Below are 21230 nucleotides of genomic sequence, written 5' to 3'. Positions count from 1 at the left end.
TTACCTTATTTCATTTTGCTAAATAAACGAAAAGCATTACGCGTTGTTATTTGAGCTGTTTCTTCAATGCTTAAGCCAATTGTTTCAGCTAAAATAGCTGCTGTATAGCATACAAAAGATGGTTCATTGGTTTTTCCCCGATGAGGAGTGGGAGCTAAATAGGGTGCATCTGTTTCCACTAATAAATATTCATGAGGCACAATTTTTGCTATTTCACGAATTTCACATGCGTTTTTAAAAGTAAGAATACCTGAAAAAGAAATATAACCACCAAGTTCAATGCCAGCACGAGCAAGCTGCATTCCAGACGAGTAACAATGAAGAATAAAGGGAAAAGCTCCTTCCTTTATCTGTTCGCGTAAGATTTTCTCCATATCGATATCTGCATTGCGTGAATGTATAACAAGAGGAATCTGTGTTTCTCGAGAAGCAATGATATGTTCTTGGAAAACTTTCTTTTGCTCTTCTGGTGTAGAATAATCATAATGGTAATCAAGTCCCCCTTCCCCAAACGCAACTATTTTAGGGTGATTCGAGAGCTCTATAAGTTCTTTGGCTGTAATATTTTGTTCTTCATGTGCATGATTGGGGTGTGTTCCAACGGAACAAAAGACCTGATCATAGCTTTGGGCAATGGCTAACAGCTTATCTAACTTACGAACATGAGTTGAAATTGTTATCATCCGTCCAACATCAGCATCTAAAGCTCGCTGGATAACATTATCCAAATCTTGTGAAAAATCTTCAAAATCAAGATGACAATGTGTATCAATAAGCATGATGAGAATCTTCTTTCTTCAAGATATAACGAGGAAAAATTGGTTCTGGTGGTGGAAGATCAAGTCCTTCTTGAATTTTTGCATGACTTATATGATACAACAACCGATCATCTTCAGCAACCGCGAGGCTATCAAGAAGCTTTGCTGCTGATTGGGGGATGAAAGGCAAAAGCATAATTCCTATTCGTCGCAAAATTTCGACAGTTATATAAAGAACTGTAGAAAATCGTTCTGGATCTGTTTTTCGTAAACTCCAAGGTTGTTCGTTGGCAAAATAGCGATTGGCATCTGCTACAGTTGAAAAAATAGCTGAAAGAGCCAAATGCATACTATGAAAAGACATCGCTTGGTGTACCGTTTCAAGCACTTGAAGAGATTGTTCTAAAAGCTGTTGATCTTGAACTAAAAATGCAGCGGGTCTAGGAACCTTTGCATCACAATTTTTGGCAATCATAGATAAAGAACGCTGTGCTAAATTACCAAGATCATTAGCAAGATCGGCATTAATACGGTTTACAAGGCTTTCATGGTTATAACTACCATCTTGTCCAAAGGGGACTTCACGCAGAAGAAAATAACGAACCTGATCAAGACCATAATGATCAATCATTTCAAAAGGATCAACGACATTTCCAACAGATTTTGACATTTTTGCACCACGATTAAGTAAAAAACCATGAGCAAAAATATTTTGAGGCAATTCAATTCCAGCAGACATTAAAAATGCTGGCCAATAGACGGCATGAAAACGAATAATATCCTTACCAATAATATGCGTATTTGCAGGCCAAAAATCCCGTTTTTTTGAATTTTCATTGAAGAAATCAATTGCTGATAGATAATTTGTAAGCGCATCAACCCAGACATACATCACGTGTTTTGGATTCTCAGGAACAGTAATTCCCCAATTAAAACTTGCCCGTGAAATAGAAATATCTTTTAAACCTGATTTGATAAAACTTATAATTTCATTACGTCGCTCAAGGGGAGCAATAAAATCAGGATGTTTTTCATAATATTCAAGAAGTGCTTTTTCATAACGAGAAAGTCTAAAAAAATAACTTTCTTCTTCATTCCATTCAACGGGAGAACCTAATTCTTTCTCGCGACGGATATTATCTGATCCAACTTCCGTATCTTTTTCTTCATAATAGGCTTCTTGGCGAACGGAGTACCATCCCTTATAACGGCCGAGATAAATATCGCCATTTTCTTCCATTTTCTTCCAAATTTTTTGACAAGCTTGATAATGGCGCTCTTCTGTCGTACGAATAAAATCATCGTTAGAACAATTTAATACCGCAAGCATTTTTTTAAACACAGCACTATTACGATCTGCAAGTTGTTGAGGTGTCATGCCCAATGCTGCTGCGGTTTGTTGCATCTTTAGACCATGCTCATCTGTCCCAGAAAGGAAAAATACCTTTTTTCCGTTTAATCGTTGAAAGCGAGCTAAGACATCACTTGCAATGGCACTATAGGCATGTCCAATATGCGGATTACCATTAGGATAAAAAATAGGAGTTGTTATGTAATATGTGTCACGCATGTCATACTCATTGTAAAACGCTATAAATAAAAGATACAATGACATAACGCCTGTTCATCACATTGTCACGGAAAAACTAATCCTCATGAATGATCTTATGAACTCTAAAAAGCAAGTTAATAACAAACTGCTTCTTATCAAGATTAAACAGTTGTATTTCCTCTATTTCCTGATGAATCTCCTGCCATTTTTGCGCATATTTTTTTGAGAGAAATAAATTTCCTTTTTCAACGAGCATGATCGCTTTTTGTTGAATTTTATCAAGAATTTCATCACAAAATTGTTGAAATTGGAAGGGGGAAGAAACAGATGAGAATGTTTGTGCAAGCGTGTGTACAATCGTTGCGTTACAAACAGGTTGTTTTAGAAGAGCATCAATCGTTTTAATAATTTCAAGACCGCCATGGAAAATAAGTAAAGCAGCTTTTCGAGGACTTCCTTTGGATTTTGCAATAATCATTTCAATTATTTTTTCATCAGGTAAATCCTGATTGGCAAAAATATGTGTAATGACTTTTTTCATTTCATCATGATTCAACGGGCGAAAGGAAATTTTTTGACACCGTGAATGGATTGTTGGAAGCAATTTTCCTGAAGAATGTGCGATAATAATAAAGAGCGTCTTTGCAGGTGGTTCTTCAAGTATTTTAAGAACTGCATTTGCTGCATTTCTATTCATATCATCTGCAGAATCAATAATAACAATACGCCATCCATTGTCTTGCGATGTTCGGCTTAAAAAATGCATAATATCACGGATATCATCAATGAGTATTCCTGTTTTAAACTTTTGTGTTTTTACATCAAATCGACGTGAAATATACAAAAGACCAAGATGACTTCCTTGTGTAATTTGGCGCCATGAAATAGAATGAGGATCGGGTTTCAGAAAATTTTCCTTTTGAGAACTTAAAATATTCCAAGCAAGATGAAAAGCTAATGTTGCCTTTCCAATTCCATATTCTCCTTCAAATAATAAAGCATGGTGCAAACGCTTTTCTTTAAGCATTTGGGCCAAAAAGTAACGAACATCTTCATGACCAAAGATAACATTATTCTGGGACGGAGATAAAATTGTATCAATATCATCATATTGTCGTAAGATATTTATTACATCACTCATGAAAATTGATCCAACAATACCTGATGACAAATATTTTTTATTTGATGGGCAATAACTTCCACTGAGCCAGTAGCATCAATGACGCAAAACCTCCGTGGCTCTTGTTTAGCCAACTGAAGAAAAGCTTGACGCCTTTGTTCTTGAATTTCCAATGAGTTTTTTTCAAAATAGTCAATTTCTTCAGTTTTTTTTCTTCGCAAATTTGCACGTTTGATAGCACACGCTGCTGGCATATCTAACAAAAATGTTAAATGAGGCATAATACCATTGAGCGCAATACACTCTAAAACAGAAAGAAGAGAAGAATTGACGGTCTCATTGAGTCCTTGATAAACGCGTGTAGAATCAATAAAGCGGTCACATAAAACGATTTTACCTTTTTGCAAGGAAGGCGCGATAATTTCAGTAACATGGTCAGCGCGTGCCGCTGTAAACAGAGCGGCTTCAATCAACGGTCCATATTGTTGTGCCTGCCCTGATAACAAAATATGCCGGATTGCTTCTGCTCCTGCCGTTCCTCCTGGTTCTCGTGTTGTAACAATATTATAACCTTGGTAAGAGAGATATTCAGCAAGTAAAGCAATCTGCACTGTTTTTCCTACCCCGTCCCCTCCTTCGAATGTAATAAAATAACCTGACACGTATGATCCTTAATCTTATGAGCGCGTAACTACAAATATTTCCGTAACCATCCAATTGTTATTTCATAGAATGCATCTTTTACTTTTGTAAAGAAACTTCCTTCCTGAACATTCACTTTGGCAAAAACTGGTTTTTCCAAAAGAACCTTTTTACCTTCTAATATTTGAATGACGCCAACGGGTTGTCCTGCAACGATGGGAGCTCTCAATGGACCATGATATTTAATTTTTGCTTTAATGTTGATTTCTTTTTCATTTGAAAGCATGAAACTTATTGGTTTTTTAACAATAAGTGAGACAAAATTTTTCTTCCCACCGTAAACAGAAGCACGACCAACCGTTTCTCCTTTTGTGAAAATTGTTTTGAGATCAAAAGCCGCCATTCCCCATTGAAGAATGCGCTCTATTTCCGTTGTATGTTTTTTGCCATCTTGTAAACCATTGATTGCTAAAAAAAGACGCCGATGATTTTTATAAATGGTAGCAACCATTGAAAATCCTTCTTTTTCGCTGTAGCCAAAACCAAATCCTTCTACACCAATTTCCTTAGAAATAAGAGGGTTTTTATTTCGTTGAAAAATATTGTTCCACGTAAAATGAGGCTCACGATAAAGTGCATAGTAATCTGGATATTCCTGAACAATATGACGCGTTAATATAATCATATCGCGTACTGTTACAAATTGCCCCTCTTCGGGAAGCCCTGTTGCATTAACAAAATGGCTCTGAGATAAGCCAATTATTTTAGCGCGCTGATTCATCAGTTGTGCAAAATGGGCCTCATCTCCCGATATCCCTTCAGCCAGAATAATAGCAGCATCATTTCCATTGACAATAATTAAACCACGCAAAAGATCAGAAATACTGATCTCTGTCTTTATTTTTGCAAACATAGTGGTTGTACCAGAAGGAGCCCCACCCTTGCGCCAAGCATTTTCACTGACCTTAAATTTTTGGGTATTCTTTAACAATCCTTCTTTTAATTGATGAAAGACGACTTCTGCCGTCATTAATTTTGCTAATGAAGCAGGAAAAAAAGGAGTATCTCCTTGTTTTTCATAAAGTATCGTCTCTGTATTATCATCGAGTAACAACACTTGTGAGGCAGAAGTTTGAAAATCTTGCGCTTTTCCCCACGTATTAAATGCCAATATCCCCCATAAGATCAATAAGATTCTTAATGCTGTACACATAGCTGCTCCTCCCATTCAAAGATCAGCATAAAGAATCATTATATAGGAAAAAACTTTTTTATTTCCGCACATTGAGGAATTATTGACAACTCAAGAAAAAATTTTATTTTCATTCGGCATGAGTAAAAGTAAAATGATATACTTTTTATCTTTTGTATTTCTAATACATTAAATTATTATTTTTTAGTTTTAAGCTTAAAAAATACTGTGAGATTCTCTCATTTTCTCCCCTCTTTTAAGCAATTTAAATTGCTTTTTCCCTTCAGAAGTAAATTTATTATAGAAATGGAGCTTAAGATTATTAAGGAGAGAGTAAAAATACTTTTTATAAACCTCTCAAAGTCTCAAGGATTATTACAAAGCATAAGAGCTTTTGCAAAGTTTATGATGGCGACGATTTATATTTTCACAGACGTAAAGAGGACGATATCCAATGGCTTTAAAGTTATATTCTTTACGAATGGCTGTCATAAATATGGGCTTGAGAGCCCGATATATCTCTTTAAAATGAGCACTTGTGAACTGGCACATACAAAAATGTATTTTGTTTTCAGTATTTAATTTAACTGAAGGGCATTACTCTACTAAGAAATCGATAAAAAAGCATGAAGCAATGCGTAATCTCTTCATAAAATACTCCCCTAAAGGCTTTCGAAGACTGCAAAGCCGAATTACAAGGAGATATTTTTTCTTTTTAGACTTTATATTTTTCCCAATTAGATTCTATAGCCATTTCAGAGATTACACAAACAGATTCACACAGTTTGCTTCCCTCATTTGGCAAAAGCTGTTACAACAAAAAATACGTAATCTAATTATTAGAAAATATTGTCAAAAAGCAAGAAGATAGGCAATAGATTGGAGAGACATATTAATTCACTATTAATAACACTCAACTCCAACTTTTTTTATCACTTTTTATTTGAAAATGATATCGATTTAAAATCAATACACTGTTCCCTAAAACAACTGTAGCCAATTGACTTTTGTTCTTTTGTTTAGCTTACTTATAGAAGCAACTTGATCAAATGGTACCGGCTTATCAACCATGATAGGACCAATTTCTGGTAATTTTACTACAATAGTTTTATTGCGTTGCTCCTGTGAAACAGAAGCTGTTTTAGCCAATTCTTCTTTGTTTTCTATATTGCTCGCCTTAAACAAAACAGTTTCTCTTTTTTTCGAAACATTTTCTGACGCTAATGAATATGGGGCAGCATTTCCAGGAGTATAAGAGGCCATTAAATATGCACTATCATAATAGCCAACGGGGGCTTCAGCAATATATTCTACTTTAACATCTGCAACCCCCTTATCTACATAACCAAGTATTGTCGCAGCTTGTTTTGATAAATCAATAATACGATCTTTCATAAAAGGTCCGCGATCATTCACCCTAACAATGAGTGAAGATCCATTTTTCAAATTAGTAACACGAGCATAGCTAGGTAAGGGCATTGTAGGATGAGCAGCAGTCAGAAGATTCATGTCATAAATCTCACCGTTGGCTGTTAAACGCCCATGAAAATCTGAACCATACCATGATGCTTCGCCAACACGTTTATACGTCGGATCATTTTCAGGATAATACCACTTTCCCTTTATTTGGTAAGGCTTACCAACAACCGCCCTCCCATACTTCTTTGCTTCTGGTTGATTTTTCTTATTGGATATTTGTTTTGGTAGAGCAGAAGTATTTACGTCAACGGGTTTATTATGATAGGAATCTTTTATTGAAAAATGCGCGGTTTCGCTTGCGCAACAAGATACCAATGACTGAGAAATAACGATCATAGAAAATAATTGAAATGTCGGCTTAATAATAGAAATAAATTTCTTTTTACTATTTGAAGGCATATATTCAGTCCACTTATTTTTGTTAAGCACTACTGTAACAATCACGTCACGCTTTTTGTACGCGAGAGGAGGATTCGCGTTTTCAAATGATGATATCTCTCACGCATATACCACCCTTAGATTCGCTCCTTCTATCAAAAATTTAACATATTGTTAATTTTTTTATGGTTGCCATAAAAAATAAATGCACTATATAGAAGCGTCAAAAAATAAAAAATATATAAATCAATATATTATAGAAAATCATCTTATAATATAAGCTGTGAATAACTATGATGATTTTATCAGCTTGTTTCATGTAATGCGGCGGATATTAAAAAACAGCCTATGAATTCGAAAACAAGCAGGCACACCTTACCATCAATGCAGGTGTAATTATATCACAAGTTCAAAGAAATTTTGGAGTGGATAGGAGAATAATCCGCACCACAACAGCCGATAGAAAACAATTGGCTATAAAATCAACAAAAAAATCCCAAAATAATCAAACCAACAAAGATTCTCAAATTTTGTACAGCCTATTGATTTATTCAAAGTTGGTGAGCGCGCAGGGATTCGAACCCTGGACCTACTGATTAAAAGTCAGTTGCTCTACCAGCTGAGCTACGCGCTCTCACACAAGCTATCTAGTTCATAGACTATCTAATTTGCAGAAAGTGAGGGGAACATACGGTTGACTTTTCATTTGGTCAACACTTTTTAAAAAAATATTATTATTTTTTTCGGTTATCAATAAATTTCCGTTTTTGCTTCTTTCCTCGTCATTGTAGAGTTAGTCTATGATCTTCTTTTTGAAATCTCTATACAAACATCATCTAATTATAAAAATATCTTATAGATTCGAAGGGTAAAATTATAAGAAATAACTCCCCTCTTCCTTCTTACATGGGTTATTGAGAATCATGGGTAGAACAGAAAAAATACTTTCTACGATGGTTTATTTTTATCTTTACGTTTTAGTTTTCAATTTTCAAATATAAATAGAAGTTTATAATATAACATATTTATTTATAATATTTTTCTCACTTTAGCGATAGATCTGAATATCGTAAGATTTTTCATTTTAAATTCTTTTGTTCTTTCATATCAAATTTATAAAAATCATTTTCTTGCTCAACACAAGGAGCAAAATAAAACGCTTAAAAAAGAAATAAAAATGCCTCTTGTATTTTCTTTCAATAAGCAAAAATTATAGCAACATGAGGGGTGAGTAAATTAAGTATGGTGGTGTAGATTGTCGAGATGTGAAGATAGTATTTACTCAATAGATTTTAATTATTTGCAAGATCATCTTGATGAAAGAAAGTGTATTAGAACTATCTTTTTAAAAATAAGTATGTAAATGAGTAATAATGGTATCTTGAGGATGTGAGTTTTATTCACGCACAGTGATTCTATAGAATAAAGCAGACATGACTATAAATGATGCTGCTTATTGTAACTGACAATAATTAAAAGAAATATACAAAATGATTCTAAATACACATAAAGTGATCTATCGCACGATTAAAAGGATGCATTCTATTTAACTTTTTATACAAGAAATGATAAAATACGCAGATATATTTAAAAAACAGAAGGATAATACTAACCATAAAAATTAGTATCGCATAATTCAGGCAAATTTATAAAATATTTTATATATATACTGTTTAATATTAATGTAATTTTATATTATATAAAGCGATACTATGATAAACTTACTAAAGTAAAATTTCATACTTATCATAAATTAAATATGTCTCTAAATAAACATATTGCCTACTTGTAAGATCAAAATAGAGAAAATAATTTTGATTTGGCAAAAAAATTGTAGAAATATTATATATACACGTATTTTTTACTGTAATATTTTTTATCCTCTTGATTGGAACATTGAATGCTAACATGTAAACAATATGAGCTACTCTTGTTTATTCACAGTCATATAAAGGAAATAGGTGTTCCTCCTTCTTTTGAAGAAATGAAAAATGCTTTAGAACTTTCTTCAAAGTCTGGCATCCATAAGCTCATGATAGCCTTAGAACAACGAGGTTTTATACGTCGTTTGCCCAATCGCGCTCGTGCGGTAGAGGTGATTCGACTTCCTGAGAAAATAACATTCAACCTTTCTTTAGCACGTAAGATTTCTCCCAGTATGATAGAAAAAAATAAATGGGAAATATCAGAAAACTTGACTAATCTTGGAAACTTTGAGGCAAAAGAAAAAAAAAATATCACTATTCCCATTATGGGACGTATTTCTGCGAGCGTCCCCGCCTCTGCTATACAGCAACAAACAAGCACACTGTCTCTCCCACACGATATGGTTAATACAGGTGAGCACTACGCATTAGAAGTTAAAGATAATTCTATGGTGGAAGCTGGTATTCTTGATAAAGATACGATTATTGTGAAACGTCAAAATACAGCAATATCAGGTGAAATTATTGTCGCGTTTATTGATAAAAAAGAGGCAACATTAAAACGTTATAGACGCAAAGGAACCTCTGTTGCATTAGAAGCCGCTAATCCTCACTACGAAGTACGTACATACAAATCGGAGCGCATAGAAATACAAGGCAAACTTACCGGACTTATTCGAAAATATTAAAAAACAACCCTATATACATACGCTAATAAAGTGCCGTTAAAAAAGATTATCGAGTATTTTTAATTATGCTACACGCAATTGACTTTCTCCTCACAGCCAAAGGGTGGGCTCAATTCGGTCTATAAACAATTCCAAATCCTTATCGAGCAGATTTCACTTCCCCTTCCCTCTTATATTTTTCACTGATGCAAAGCTGAACAAGTAAGCTTAAAACTATTCACCAAGTCCTTTTAAAAGGACTTGAAGGCTTTGAAGGAGTCTGTCTTATATCATTGCCTTCAATAACAGTATTTGGCAGTATAATAAGATAAAATTGTAAGCATACACAAAATATTGTAGCAAAAAATCAAATAAATTTGTAATGGATTGTTATATATAAAAAATAAAGAGCATTTCTTACTTTTTTAAGTCAATAAAAGCGGGACTCAATCGTTCGTAGTAATTATAGGATTATCATGGCAGCACCTCGTATTAGTTTTGTCTCTCTCGGATGCCCAAAAGCACTCGTAGATTCTGAGCGAATTATTACAAGCCTCCGCTCTGAAGGGTATGAAATTTCACGTCAACATCAAGGAGCTGATGTCGTTATTGTGAATACCTGTGGTTTTATTGACTCTGCCAGAAAAGAATCATTAGCCAATATTGATGAAGCTCTCAAAAAAAATGGAAAAGTTATTGTAACAGGGTGTCTTGGTGCTGATCCTGATGTTATTCGCCAAACATACCCGAATGTATTGGCCATTACAGGACCACAAGCTTATGAAAGTGTTATACAAGCTGTTCATACAGCAATTCCTCCTATTCATGATCCTTTTCTTGATTTAGTTCCTCCCCAAGGTATTCGTTTAACACCTCGCCATTACGCCTACTTAAAGATTTCTGAAGGATGCTCTAACAGATGTAGTTTTTGTATCATCCCTACACTGCGTGGTGATCTCACTTCACGCCCCATTAGTGATGTTCTTCGCGAAGCTGAAAAACTCGTACAAGCGGGTGTAAAAGAACTTTTGGTTATTTCACAAGATACGAGTGCTTATGGTATTGATCTTAAATATCTCGAAAACTCTTGGAAAGATCGTACAATTAAAACGAAGTTTTTTGATCTTTGTCGCGAACTAGGCAATATGGGTATTTGGGTGCGTATGCATTACGTTTATCCTTATCCCCATGTGGATGAAGTTATCGAACTTATGGCTGCGAAAAAAATTCTTCCTTATCTGGATATTCCTTTTCAGCATGCATCACCGACTGTTTTACGTCATATGAAACGTCCTGCTCTTATGGAAAAAACAAACCGTAGAATTGAAAAGTGGCGAAAAATATGTCCAGATCTTACTTTGCGATCAACATTTATTGTTGGATTTCCAGGTGAAACAAATGAAGATTTTAATATGCTGCTAGAATGGCTAGAAGAAGCAAAAATTGAACGCGCTGGATGCTTTAAATATGAAGAAGTAAAAGGGGCCATTGCAAATGATTTGGGATTAGAAAATATTCCTGAAGACGTGAAAGAAAACCGCTGGCATCGTTTTATGGCAAAACAACAACAAATTTCGACACATCTTTTAAAGAAAAAAATTGGAAAAAGACTCCAAGTTCTTATCGATGAAAGCCAAGGAAAAATTGCTAAAGGACGGAGTCAATATGATGCTCCAGAAATAGATGGTGTTGTCCATATATCATCACGACGTCCCTTGCGTGTTGGTGAATTTGTTACCGTTAAAATCGAACAATCAGATGCTTATGATCTTTATGGTATAGCAGTTTGAAAAAATTTAATTTATTCCCAATGACGAAGTTTCTCATCAGAGACAGTTTATAAAAAAGCAACTGTTCATAGGGCACGATCGCTTATGTGATTCACTTCATGAGGATTCACGGAGAATCCTTATCCTTCAGTGCTTGCTATACACTCTAAAAATACTTACTTTTATCAAAAACTTAATATAATTTTGGTTCGCCGTCTTAAATGACGAAACATTTTATTGTACAGTAGGATAAGATAAAATCTAAAAGGCTCTTTCATTTTTACTTAAAATAAAGAGCAAACCAATAATCATGTTATTTTTTCATATCGCGATAGTCATTGGTTATTTAAAGGAAGCTTTTTACATTGTGTTTTATGCATACAAGAGCCTTACTTGTGATATGCAGGGAGATGTTTTTTATGGATGCAATAATGCAATATAAGAAAATTTGAAATAAAACACCTATGCTCGTTAAATTGCAAAGCAATAAATTATCATTATAAATGAGTCTCTTATCTTAAAATCTTCAAACTTATTTTTTATAAAATATCTCATTTTTATTAACACGTTTTAAAATCAAAGAATTTCTTATCAAGCAAATGACTTGGGCGCACATTCGTTAAAGCGCGAATCATTGTATCTTTACGTCCTGGCATTTGTTTTTCGATATTTTTTAGCATTTCTTTCATTGCATTACGTTGTAGGCCATCTTGACTACCGCAAAGATTACAAGGAATAATCGGGAATTGCATTGCTTGAGAAAACTTTTCCATATCTTCCTCAGCAGCATAGACAAGAGGACGTAATACAAAAAGATCTCCTTCGTCATTTTTAAGTTTTCCAGGCATAGCGGCTAATCGTCCACCGTGAAACAAATTCATAAAAAATGTTTCCAAAACATCATCACGATGATGTCCTAAAATTAATGCCGAACAGCCCTCCTCACGTGCAATGCGATAAAGATTACCACGCCGCAATCGAGAACAAAGTGAACAATATGTCTGCGTTTCTGCTAATTTATCTGTAACAATGGAATAAGTATCTTGATATTCAATACGATAGGGAATTTGATAAGAACTCAAAAAGTCTGGAAGAATATGTTTAGGAAATCCTGGTTGTCCTTGATCAAGATTACAAGCAAGAATTTCAACGGGTAAAAGACCACGCCATTTTAAATCTAAAAGCAGTGCTAATAAACCATAAGAATCTTTTCCCCCCGATAAAGCGACAAGCCATTTTTTTCCAGTAGAGAGCATAGAAAAATCATCCAACGCTTGTCGCATATGACGCAAAAGTCGTTTACGCAATTTATTAAATTCCACACTTGAAGGAGCACGCCGAAATATTGGATGACAATCATCTGCTTTGCTTGTCAAAAGATCATCTTTCTCTTCGTTTTCTTCTATTGCCTGATATTCAACGGAGACATCATTCATAAGACCATATCCTGCACAAGTAATAGCTCATTTTGCAAAGACAAAAACGAATATAAAGCAAACTTACATTTATGTTTTTTAAATTTATAAAAACAGATACGAAAAAAAGAAATGGAACTACATAAGCTCATTACACAAGAATAGTGTAATAAACCTAATATAGAACCATTCACAAAATATTTGTTCACTTCAAAGATTATAAAACCAACACGATAGTTTGAAATTATAATAATAGAGAAGCAACTTTTTCATAAAAATTATCGAGAATAAAATTCAACGACCAAATTAGGTTCCATTTGCACAGCATAAGGAACATCTGCAAAAGCAGGAATACGTGTAAAGGTCGCTTTCATTTGTTTATGATCTGCTTCAATATAATCAGGGACATCACGTTCTGCCAATTGTACCGATTCTAAAACCAAAACAAGTTGTTTTGATTTTTCCCGCACCTCAATAACATCACCTGGCTTACAACGATACGATTGAATATTTGTGCGTCGCCCATTTACATTCACATGACCATGATTAATAAATTGGCGAGAAGCAAAAATCGTAGGAACGAATTTTGCACGATAGACCACAGCATCCAAACGAGATTCCAACAGACCAATAAGATTTTCACCCGTATCACCCCGCCGACGAGCAGCTTCCACATAAGTTTTATGAAATTGCTTTTCCGAAATATCGCCATAAAAGCCTTTCAACTTCTGTTTAGCGCGCAATTGCACCCCATAGTCAGAAAGTTTTCCTTTACGGCGCTGCCCATGCTGTCCTGGACCATAATCACGACGATTGACAGGAGATTTTGGACGACCCCAAATATTTTCTCCCATACGACGGTCAATTTTATACTTTGTTGTTTCGCGTTTACTCATCGCATTTCCTTTAAAATAAAACACGAGATCTTTAAGACCCCAAGGAAACGCGCCCTCCTCTGCCTTTAAATACAAAAGACTGACAGAATAGCCAAACATACCAATATGTAAAGCTATTCACGGGACACGTCAATTAATGCCATTTTCTTGAAAGAAAAAGCTGAAGCATCTTTATTGATCTCGTATTGCAAAGTCAACTCTTTTCATAAGTTTTAAGCCAAATCCTTTGAACAAATGCTGCGTTGAAGAAGTAATATTTTTCGACGTCAGCAATGCAAAATCTTGATATTGCTTTATGGGTTTCTGATATATTTTTTCCGACAAGGGCAATAATGATCTGATATGTTTGGCGATCGCTTTTGCCGGATCAATCCATTCAACGGACCATAAAGCTTGTTCACGAAAGAGATTAATCAAAAAAGGATAATGCGTGCAGGCTAAAACAATAACATCAGTATATTTGCCATTTTTTTTCACAAAACATGGCAGAATTTCTTTTCTTAAGGCTTCTGAATCGATAGATTTTCCCCGTAAATAATCTTCAGCAAATCCAGCAAGCTTTTCACTTCCTACAAGCTGAACATGACACTGTCCAGCAAAAGAGTTAATTAATTCATTTGTATAGGCCCGTTTAACTGTTCCAGGAGTTGCTAATACGGAAATAAAACCAGATTTTGTTTGTTCAGCAGCAGATTTAATTGCAGGAACCGTTCCTACAAAAGGGACATGAGGAAAGTTTTGTCGTAAATCTTCCATCATCAGTGTAGAAACAGTGTTGCAAGCAATCACACATAAGATAGGATTATAGCGTGTTAAAAGATTTGTAAAAATCTTTAAAACGTGCTCTTTCAGAATATTTTCTTCCCAATTACCATAAGGGAATCCAGCATCATCAGCCACATAAATAAATTGTATTTCAGGGATAAGAACACGCGCTTCCCTCAATACTGTCAAGCCACCAATACCACTATCAAAAAAAAGAACAGGCCGTTCATCCATTAGTTTTCACACTTGTTTTTAATTTTTTGACGATCGCGCTCTTGGGGCGCTCTACTCCCCCGTGGATATTGTGGAGAAAAATGATCCAATGAAGATATAACGCCTCGCAATAAGCGAACCTCAGATTCACTAAAGTTGGCGCGCGTAAACACAGAGCGCAAATTTGCAAGCATAACCTCTTTTCGTTCTCGGGGTCTAAAATACCCACGAATATCCAAAGCCTCTTCTAATTGAGACAAAAAACCATGAAACACTGTTTTATTTGCAGGCTCCATCTCTGGTGCACGAAATGCTGTATCGCTCACATTTTCTAGACCTGTTTTCATCCATTCATAAGACATCAAAAGAACCGCTTGCGCAATATTAAGTGATGCAAAAGCAGGATTAACTGGAAAAGTGATAATTTCATCAACAAGGCTGATTTCATCATTTTCTAGTCCCCATCGCTCTCTTCCAAAGACAATACCTGTTTTATGTCCGATATTTTCACGCTGACGGAGTACATTTGCAGCTTCGACAGCACTCTTTACAGTTTTAAATCCACATCTTTCACGTGCTGTTGTGGCAAAAACATAGTGTAAATCTGCAATTGAATCACGCAATGTGTCAAAAATCACGGCATTATTAATGACATGATCAGCTTTACTTGCCGCAGCTCTAGCTTTTTCATTTGGAAATGTTTCTCGAGGTTTGACAAGCCGAAGCTTAGAGAGACCAAAATTTGCCATTGCCCTTGCGACCATACCAATATTTTCAGGAAGTTGCGGTTCAACTAAAATAATAATGGGACCATTTGTTAAATTTTCACGATTCTTATTCGTTCCAGCCATCAACTTTCCCTAGTTTCACTTAAACTATCTCCCTCTCTACTATTTTTTAATGCAACCTTTTTCATATTACTCTAATGTTGTTTAATAATAAATTATAGACAATCTTATTTTCTCACTCAAAGAGTGTAGACTTCCTCATAATGAATTTTAAAAGCCATTAAAGTAAACGGTGGAGTTTATAAAAATTTATATAAGATATCGTAGCGTTTTTTACATCAATTTTATCTTTTTTAATAAAGAATAGCTCCTACAAATCATAATCTCAGTTGAATTATAAAATCATAAACCCTAAAAAAGAATATGCACTTTACTCCCAAACTTTTTCCTGCAAAGCTTATCCGTCGTTATAAACGCTTCCTTGCAGATGTTGAACAAGATAATCAACATGTCTTTACCGTGTCTGTGCCAAATACAGGATCAATGCTTGGATTGACAGCTTCCAACGCCAATATTTGGCTTTCATATCATGAAAACACCAAAAGAAAATATGCCTATCAATTAGAAATTGTTGAATCCGATAATACTTTGGTGGGCATTAATACCACTTTACCCAATAAGCTTGCGTTAGAAGCAATTCAAGACGGATTATTGCCAGAATTAAGTGGATATAAAACAATTTTAAAAGAACAACGCTATGGAACACAATCACGCATTGACTTTCTTTTACAGGATGGCATTCTTTCTGATTGTTACCTAGAAGTCAAAAATGTTCATTTTATTCGTCAAAAAGGATTAGCAGAATTTCCTGATACTGAGACAAAACGTGGTGCCCGTCACCTTGAAGAACTCATGCAAGTCGTAAAACAAGGAAAACGAGCTGCTATGCTTTATGTTATTCAGAGAGAAGATTGTGTAGCTTTTACAATCTGTCATGATCTTGATCCTCTCTATGGACGTAAGTTTGATTTAGCATTAAAATCAGGGGTAGAATGTTATGCTGTAAAGTGTCACGTAAGTGCAGAAGGCATTTTTCCGATTCAGAGAGTAAAAATAGAAAACAGAAAAAACAATGATTGAGTATATTGAATATAATAAAACCCCTTTAAAATTTAACGGGAAAATCCGCATTTTTGATGACTATGCTTTTGCTAAAATGCGTGAAGTTGGTCGTATTGCTGCAGAATGCCTTGATGCACTTACGGATATTATTAAACCTGGTGTCACGACGCAAGAAATTGATGATTTTGTCTTTACTTTTGGTGCACAAAAAGGAGCTCTTCCTGCTGATCTAAATTATCATGGATACAGCCATTCATGCTGCACATCTATCAATCACGTTGTTTGTCATGGTATTCCCAATAAAAGGCCCTTGCAAGAAGGCGATATTGTGAATGTTGATGTGACCTTTATTCTTGATGGTTGGCATGGTGATTCAAGCCGCATGTATCCTGTTGGAAAAATCAGACGTGCTGCAGAACGTCTTTTACAAATAACTTATGAAAGTCTTATGAGAGGGATTGCTGTTGTTAAACCTGGAGCAACAACAGGTGATATTGGTGCAGCTATTCAACGATATGCAGAATCTGAACGGTGTTCAATTGTGAGGGATTTTTGCGGACATGGTATCGGTCAAATTTTTCACGATGCCCCCAATATTCTCCATTATGGAAATTCTGGAGAAGGCATCGAATTAAAACAAGGGATGATGTTTACCATTGAGCCTATGATTAACCTTGGTAAGCCACAAGTTAAGATTTTATCTGACGGTTGGACTGCTGTTACCCGTGACCGCTCTTTGACAGCACAATATGAACATACAATTGGTGTCACAAATGAAGGGTATGAAATATTTACACAATCGCCCAAAAATATTTTTTATATTCCAAATTCGCAGACCTAATGCACTTGTAGAGATGTTATGGCTAAAAAATTAAATCAAAAGGAAGATATTCAAAGTAATCACTTTGCATTAACATCAAGTTCTCCGTTCACTCCAATATCAGAAAGAAAAAGTAAAGAGCCTAAAAAAAACGCACAGCTTGATAAACATTATCAAGGACATCGTGAGCGTCTTCGGAAACGCTATTTAAAGTCAAAAGGAAATGCAATTGAAGATTATGAATATCTTGAATTATTGCTTTTTCGCACCATTCCCCGTGCAAACACAAAACCTATAGCTAAAAATTTGATAGCACATTTTGGTTCATTAGCTGATGTATTAGGCGCTGATATTCATCGACTTCAAGAGATTCAAGGATGTGGTCCCGCAACTGCAATTGATTTAAAAATTATTTCAGATGTTGCTGGACGCCTTGCTCGTGCACAATTGTTTAAACGCGATATTTTTTCATCATGGGATAAAGTATTAGCTTATTGTAAAGCGGTTATGGCTCACGAAACACGTGAACAATTTCGTATTTTATTTCTTGATAAGAAAAATGGCTTACTTGCCGATGAGGTACAACAAATTGGAACCATTGATCATACCCCTGTTTATCCTCGTGAAGTTATTTCTCGAGCTTTAGAGTTATCCGCATCAGGACTTATCTTAGTCCACAATCATCCTTCTGGTGATTCTACCCCCTCTGATGCAGATATAACAATGACATACAGATTAAAAGATGCAGCAAATGCATTAGGTATTACGATCCATGATCACCTTATTATTGCACGACACAACCATACAAGTTTTAAAGCATTAAAACTTATATAAATCTTATGGGAAAAAAGGATTCATTTAAGGATGAATAGAAAATCAATTTTCTAAATCAATATCCAATATAGCCATTGAGAAATTATAGGATAGCTCATCTTCATCTTCATCTCGATAGATAACGCCTAAAAACTCATCCCCCATATAAACCTCACAAGAATCATCCTTTTTAGGCCGTGCTCTGACTTGCAATGCTGAGTTTTGGAATGTATTTTTTAAATAATTATCAAGTTTTTTTATTTCATCAGCATTCACTATGCTCTCCTGTTTTTTTGAGACGATTAAAAATAATTGCAGATTGCGCGAATAAGACACTTCTCTGATTCTGTAAAGCCAGTAAAAAAGCTTAATCTAAATATTGACTTAATATTACATATATTTACAGCTCTTTCTTTATATCTTCATAAAGAACTTTTATAAAAGGATTCTACCATTATTAAATATACCCGTATAGATAAAAAAATGGCAGAAAACTGTATATTTTTAGTAATTTTACTTTGTCTCCAATTTTAGCACCTGCATTCATGATGCATGTTGAGAACAAAAAATAATCAATGATTTATAATTTTGTTCCTTCTATAACAAATAAAATAATAATAATTTTTTATTTAAAACGATATTTTTTAGCCAAAAATATTATTACATCATGCAAAAATAATTCTTTTTACTGAATTTTAAAATATATTTATCTAATCTTAAAAGAACTATACGTCTTTAAAAATATACAAAAATAGAAACTCTCTTAAATAAAATTTTCAGTTTATATGCAAAAAATATTGGGTATTTTTGTAAATGCCAAAACCTATGAAAAATTTTTATTTTATAGGATAACGAGAAAGAAAATCGATAACACCTTTTTTATAAACTTTATCGCCTACAGCGAGCATATGATCTCGATTGGGAATTGATAAAGCTTCACCACAAGGCAACAAAGCTGCTAATGGCTCTGCAGCACCGCCAATCTCATCTAATGAACCAACGGCAACAAGTGCAGGTTGTGCAATTTTATAAATTTCAGATGCCGTTAATTCTTGTTTTGATGTGATAATACAAGCAGCCAGAGCACGTCTATCACTTTTCGTTTGATCAGCAAATTTACGAAACATTAAACCACGCGTATTGGTAATGCTAGAGGGATCTTCTGCTAAAAGAGCTTCAGCAACAGGCTCCCAATTTCCTGCTCCCGTTACCATACCAATCCCTAAACCACCAAAAATAACGCTATTCACATATGTTGGATATAAAAGAGCCATAAAAGCACTAATACGAGCTCCCATAGAATATCCCATAACATGGGCTTTAGATAACTCTAAATGCTGTAATAGTCTTACTGCATCGCCAGCCATAGCTTGAGGTGTATAAAAGCTAGGATCATAACTTTTAACTGAATCTCCATGCCCCCGATTATCCAGAGCAATAACACGATACCCTGCTTCAGTGAGAATACGAAACCAACCCGTTGCATACCAATTCACCCGTGCAGAAGAACCAAAACCATGGATCAATAAAATAGGTGCGCCCTGCCCTTCTTCTCGATAAGCAAATCGCAAACCATCATATTCGAAAAAATGAACATCTTCAGCTGTCATTTTTCATTGCACTTTCCACAAACGACAGGGTGAATAACACGCTGCCCTTTTTGTATCTGTTTTTCAGAAACCTCACCAGCGTTAACCTCAAGCGCAAAAGCTGCAGGGACACCTGATGAAATAGTCTTTTTTGAAAACGGAGAAGTGTTCTCAATAATCGATACAATAATCCCTTCAGAGTTTAAAAAAATCATATCTAAGGGTAAAGGTGTATTGGCCATCCACATAAAAAACTTCTGTTCATCTCCCGACGAATAACTTTCCTGCTGCTTAAAAAGCATTGCACGATCGCGTGGAAAGTCAGTCCGATACATTAAACCAGCTGCTGCTTGAGAGGGTGTAAAAGCAATCTCTACTTTATAAGAAACCGTACCGTTCTTTGTTTGTATTTCTAAAGGAATCGGATGAACAGGGACCTTCATGGGCTCCTTCGCGACAACAACGCGCATTTCCAACATAAAAAGTATTGCCAATAAAACAATATGCCCTTTTTTAAAAGGCTTTAACATTCTTGTTCTCCACCACAAAAAAATTTTAAATTTTGTTTCTAAAATAAAAAATATCAGAGTTCAAAAGCTAAAAAACAAGAAAGTTGTTCTCCTGTTTTTATTTATTCTTTTCAATAGAATACGCATACCTTTTCATTTAGTTTCTAGACTCAAGAGAGCCATAAAAAACTACAGATACTTATACAATAACTACCCTAAAAAAAACACAGAAAAATACTGATTTCACGCGTAAAGTCCAATGAGAAGTGATTTAATGTGTTGCAAAAGGAAACCCTATATCTGGATAAATTTCTGCTGTCATCAAACCTTTTTCCCCTTTACCAAAACGGACAAGAACAACTTGTCCTGAACGAAGCTCTGCTAAACCAAAACGGCGCAACGTTTCCATATGAATAAAAATATCTTCTGTCCCCTGCCCACGACTCAGAAAACCAAAACCTTTGTCACGATTGAACCATTTAACAATTGCACGTTCTAGTCCACTTTCTGGAGTAACAACAACATGAGTACGGGCTGGAACTTCTGATGGATGAACCGCTGAAGAACAATCGATGGATTTCACCTGAACGCACTTTAATCCTCGTTCGGTTTTTTCCACAGCACAAATAATCTTAGCACCCTCCAAAGCCGTTTGGAAACCATCCCTTCGCATGACTGTAACATGCAATAATATATCGGGAAAATGAGGTAAATCAGGTACAATAAATCCATAGCCCTTACTACCATCAAACCACTTAATGACACCACTGATTTCGATAATCTCTCCACAAGCACCTATACTATCCTCAGATAGGGAACAATCCTTTAATGCATCCTTACTCGTCATAATAACGTGATCCTGTAGCTTATAAATTGC

At 35.1% G+C, this 21230-nt stretch carries 19 protein-coding genes and 1 tRNA gene; 5 read left to right on the top strand and 15 right to left on the bottom strand.

Translation table 11 applies throughout. The annotated features are described in order from the left end of the window. Positions 1-5 precede the first annotated feature (5 nt). The 7 genes from CER18_RS06085 to CER18_RS06050 form a co-directional block, all read right to left on the bottom strand. The gene (locus tag CER18_RS06085; protein WP_100129171.1) at positions 6-779 is read right to left on the bottom strand and encodes a TatD family hydrolase; all 774 of its coding nucleotides are present in this window, start codon (positions 777-779) and stop codon (positions 6-8) included. Further along, positions 769-2328 (bottom strand): methionine--tRNA ligase, encoded by a 1560-nt coding sequence (metG, locus tag CER18_RS06080; RefSeq protein WP_100129170.1) that lies wholly within the window; start codon positions 2326-2328, stop codon positions 769-771. Before metG ends, CER18_RS06085 begins: the two co-directional genes overlap by 11 nt. 76 nt (positions 2329-2404) lie before the next feature. Further along, positions 2405-3451, bottom strand: a complete 1047-nt coding sequence (locus CER18_RS06075) for a DNA polymerase III subunit delta' (RefSeq protein WP_100129169.1) — start codon at positions 3449-3451, stop codon at positions 2405-2407. Beyond that, on the bottom strand, positions 3448-4092 hold the full coding sequence (gene tmk / locus CER18_RS06070) for a dTMP kinase (protein ID WP_100129168.1): 645 nt from the start codon (positions 4090-4092) through the stop codon (positions 3448-3450). Before tmk ends, CER18_RS06075 begins: the two co-directional genes overlap by 4 nt. A gap of 29 nt (positions 4093-4121) precedes the next feature. Then, positions 4122-5285, bottom strand: a complete 1164-nt coding sequence (locus tag CER18_RS06065; protein WP_100129167.1) for a D-alanyl-D-alanine carboxypeptidase family protein — start codon at positions 5283-5285, stop codon at positions 4122-4124. Between the two features lie 960 nt (positions 5286-6245). Beyond that, positions 6246-7142: a septal ring lytic transglycosylase RlpA family protein gene (locus CER18_RS06055; RefSeq protein WP_100129178.1), complete on the bottom strand. Its 897-nt coding sequence runs from the start codon at positions 7140-7142 to the stop codon at positions 6246-6248. Between the two features lie 537 nt (positions 7143-7679). Then, positions 7680-7755, bottom strand: a tRNA-Lys gene (locus tag CER18_RS06050). Positions 7756-9021: 1266 nt separating this feature from the next. Between CER18_RS06050 and lexA the strand changes: the two genes are divergently transcribed. Continuing rightward, a complete protein-coding gene (gene lexA / locus CER18_RS06045; RefSeq protein ID WP_100129165.1) occupies positions 9022-9735 on the top strand; it encodes a transcriptional repressor LexA in 714 nt (237 codons plus the stop codon). 455 nt (positions 9736-10190) lie between these two features. Further along, positions 10191-11504 (top strand): 30S ribosomal protein S12 methylthiotransferase RimO, encoded by a 1314-nt coding sequence (gene rimO, locus CER18_RS06040; RefSeq protein ID WP_100129164.1) that lies wholly within the window; start codon positions 10191-10193, stop codon positions 11502-11504. Positions 11505-12043: 539 nt separating this feature from the next. Here rimO and ttcA read toward each other — a convergent pair. The 4 genes from ttcA to CER18_RS06020 form a co-directional block, all read right to left on the bottom strand. Further along, on the bottom strand, positions 12044-12919 hold the full coding sequence (gene ttcA, locus CER18_RS06035) for a tRNA 2-thiocytidine(32) synthetase TtcA (protein ID WP_100129163.1): 876 nt from the start codon (positions 12917-12919) through the stop codon (positions 12044-12046). A gap of 257 nt (positions 12920-13176) precedes the next feature. Continuing rightward, complete coding sequence (gene rpsD, locus CER18_RS06030) at positions 13177-13794, bottom strand: 30S ribosomal protein S4 (protein WP_012231733.1); 618 nt, start codon at positions 13792-13794, stop codon at positions 13177-13179. 171 nt (positions 13795-13965) lie between these two features. Next, on the bottom strand, positions 13966-14793 hold the full coding sequence (gene murI, locus CER18_RS06025) for a glutamate racemase (protein ID WP_100129162.1): 828 nt from the start codon (positions 14791-14793) through the stop codon (positions 13966-13968). Beyond that, complete coding sequence (locus CER18_RS06020; protein WP_100129161.1) at positions 14793-15623, bottom strand: RNA methyltransferase; 831 nt, start codon at positions 15621-15623, stop codon at positions 14793-14795. Before CER18_RS06020 ends, murI begins: the two co-directional genes overlap by 1 nt. A 300-nt stretch (positions 15624-15923) precedes the next feature. Between CER18_RS06020 and sfsA the strand changes: the two genes are divergently transcribed. From sfsA to radC, 3 genes are read left to right on the top strand one after another with little or no spacing between them, the layout of a single operon-like run. After that, a complete protein-coding gene (gene sfsA, locus CER18_RS06015; protein WP_100129160.1) occupies positions 15924-16640 on the top strand; it encodes a DNA/RNA nuclease SfsA in 717 nt (238 codons plus the stop codon). Further along, complete coding sequence (gene map, locus CER18_RS06010) at positions 16633-17463, top strand: type I methionyl aminopeptidase (RefSeq protein ID WP_100129159.1); 831 nt, start codon at positions 16633-16635, stop codon at positions 17461-17463. The genes sfsA and map overlap by 8 nt, the downstream gene beginning before the upstream one ends. A gap of 18 nt (positions 17464-17481) precedes the next feature. Next, positions 17482-18276 (top strand): RadC family protein, encoded by a 795-nt coding sequence (gene radC, locus CER18_RS06005; RefSeq protein ID WP_100129158.1) that lies wholly within the window; start codon positions 17482-17484, stop codon positions 18274-18276. 42 nt (positions 18277-18318) lie between these two features. Here the strand turns inward: radC and CER18_RS06000 are convergent, their stop codons facing one another. The 4 genes from CER18_RS06000 to CER18_RS05985 form a co-directional block, all read right to left on the bottom strand. Then, on the bottom strand, positions 18319-18531 hold the full coding sequence (locus CER18_RS06000; protein ID WP_005773530.1) for a DUF3126 family protein: 213 nt from the start codon (positions 18529-18531) through the stop codon (positions 18319-18321). Between the two features lie 560 nt (positions 18532-19091). After that, complete coding sequence (locus tag CER18_RS05995; protein ID WP_100129157.1) at positions 19092-19865, bottom strand: alpha/beta fold hydrolase; 774 nt, start codon at positions 19863-19865, stop codon at positions 19092-19094. Continuing rightward, a complete protein-coding gene (locus tag CER18_RS05990; RefSeq protein ID WP_100129156.1) occupies positions 19862-20374 on the bottom strand; it encodes a DUF192 domain-containing protein in 513 nt (170 codons plus the stop codon). Before CER18_RS05990 ends, CER18_RS05995 begins: the two co-directional genes overlap by 4 nt. Before the next feature lie 250 nt (positions 20375-20624). After that, a complete protein-coding gene (locus CER18_RS05985; RefSeq protein ID WP_100129155.1) occupies positions 20625-21200 on the bottom strand; it encodes a cold-shock protein in 576 nt (191 codons plus the stop codon). Positions 21201-21230 lie beyond the last annotated feature (30 nt).

The organism is Bartonella tribocorum (assembly GCF_002777915.1).
GTDB classification, from domain to species: Bacteria; Pseudomonadota; Alphaproteobacteria; order Rhizobiales; family Rhizobiaceae; genus Bartonella; species Bartonella tribocorum_A.
This window is presented reverse-complemented; position numbering and strand designations above follow the sequence as displayed.

Coding starts and splice junctions, on each gene's coding strand:
- CER18_RS06085 (WP_100129171.1), bottom strand. CDS start 779: ATGCTTATTGATACACATTGTCATCTTGATTTTGAAGATTTTTCACAA.
- metG (WP_100129170.1), bottom strand. CDS start 2,328: ATGCGTGACACATATTACATAACAACTCCTATTTTTTATCCTAATGGT.
- CER18_RS06075 (WP_100129169.1), bottom strand. CDS start 3,451: ATGAGTGATGTAATAAATATCTTACGACAATATGATGATATTGATACA.
- CER18_RS06065 (WP_100129167.1), bottom strand. CDS start 5,285: ATGTGTACAGCATTAAGAATCTTATTGATCTTATGGGGGATATTGGCA.
- CER18_RS06055 (WP_100129178.1), bottom strand. CDS start 7,142: ATGCCTTCAAATAGTAAAAAGAAATTTATTTCTATTATTAAGCCGACA.
- lexA (WP_100129165.1), top strand. CDS start 9,022: ATGCTAACATGTAAACAATATGAGCTACTCTTGTTTATTCACAGTCAT.
- rimO (WP_100129164.1), top strand. CDS start 10,191: ATGGCAGCACCTCGTATTAGTTTTGTCTCTCTCGGATGCCCAAAAGCA.
- ttcA (WP_100129163.1), bottom strand. CDS start 12,919: ATGAATGATGTCTCCGTTGAATATCAGGCAATAGAAGAAAACGAAGAG.
- rpsD (WP_012231733.1), bottom strand. CDS start 13,794: ATGAGTAAACGCGAAACAACAAAGTATAAAATTGACCGTCGTATGGGA.
- murI (WP_100129162.1), bottom strand. CDS start 14,793: ATGGATGAACGGCCTGTTCTTTTTTTTGATAGTGGTATTGGTGGCTTG.
- CER18_RS06020 (WP_100129161.1), bottom strand. CDS start 15,623: ATGGCTGGAACGAATAAGAATCGTGAAAATTTAACAAATGGTCCCATT.
- sfsA (WP_100129160.1), top strand. CDS start 15,924: ATGCACTTTACTCCCAAACTTTTTCCTGCAAAGCTTATCCGTCGTTAT.
- map (WP_100129159.1), top strand. CDS start 16,633: ATGATTGAGTATATTGAATATAATAAAACCCCTTTAAAATTTAACGGG.
- radC (WP_100129158.1), top strand. CDS start 17,482: ATGGCTAAAAAATTAAATCAAAAGGAAGATATTCAAAGTAATCACTTT.
- CER18_RS05995 (WP_100129157.1), bottom strand. CDS start 19,865: ATGACAGCTGAAGATGTTCATTTTTTCGAATATGATGGTTTGCGATTT.
- CER18_RS05990 (WP_100129156.1), bottom strand. CDS start 20,374: ATGTTAAAGCCTTTTAAAAAAGGGCATATTGTTTTATTGGCAATACTT.
- CER18_RS05985 (WP_100129155.1), bottom strand. CDS start 21,200: ATGACGAGTAAGGATGCATTAAAGGATTGTTCCCTATCTGAGGATAGT.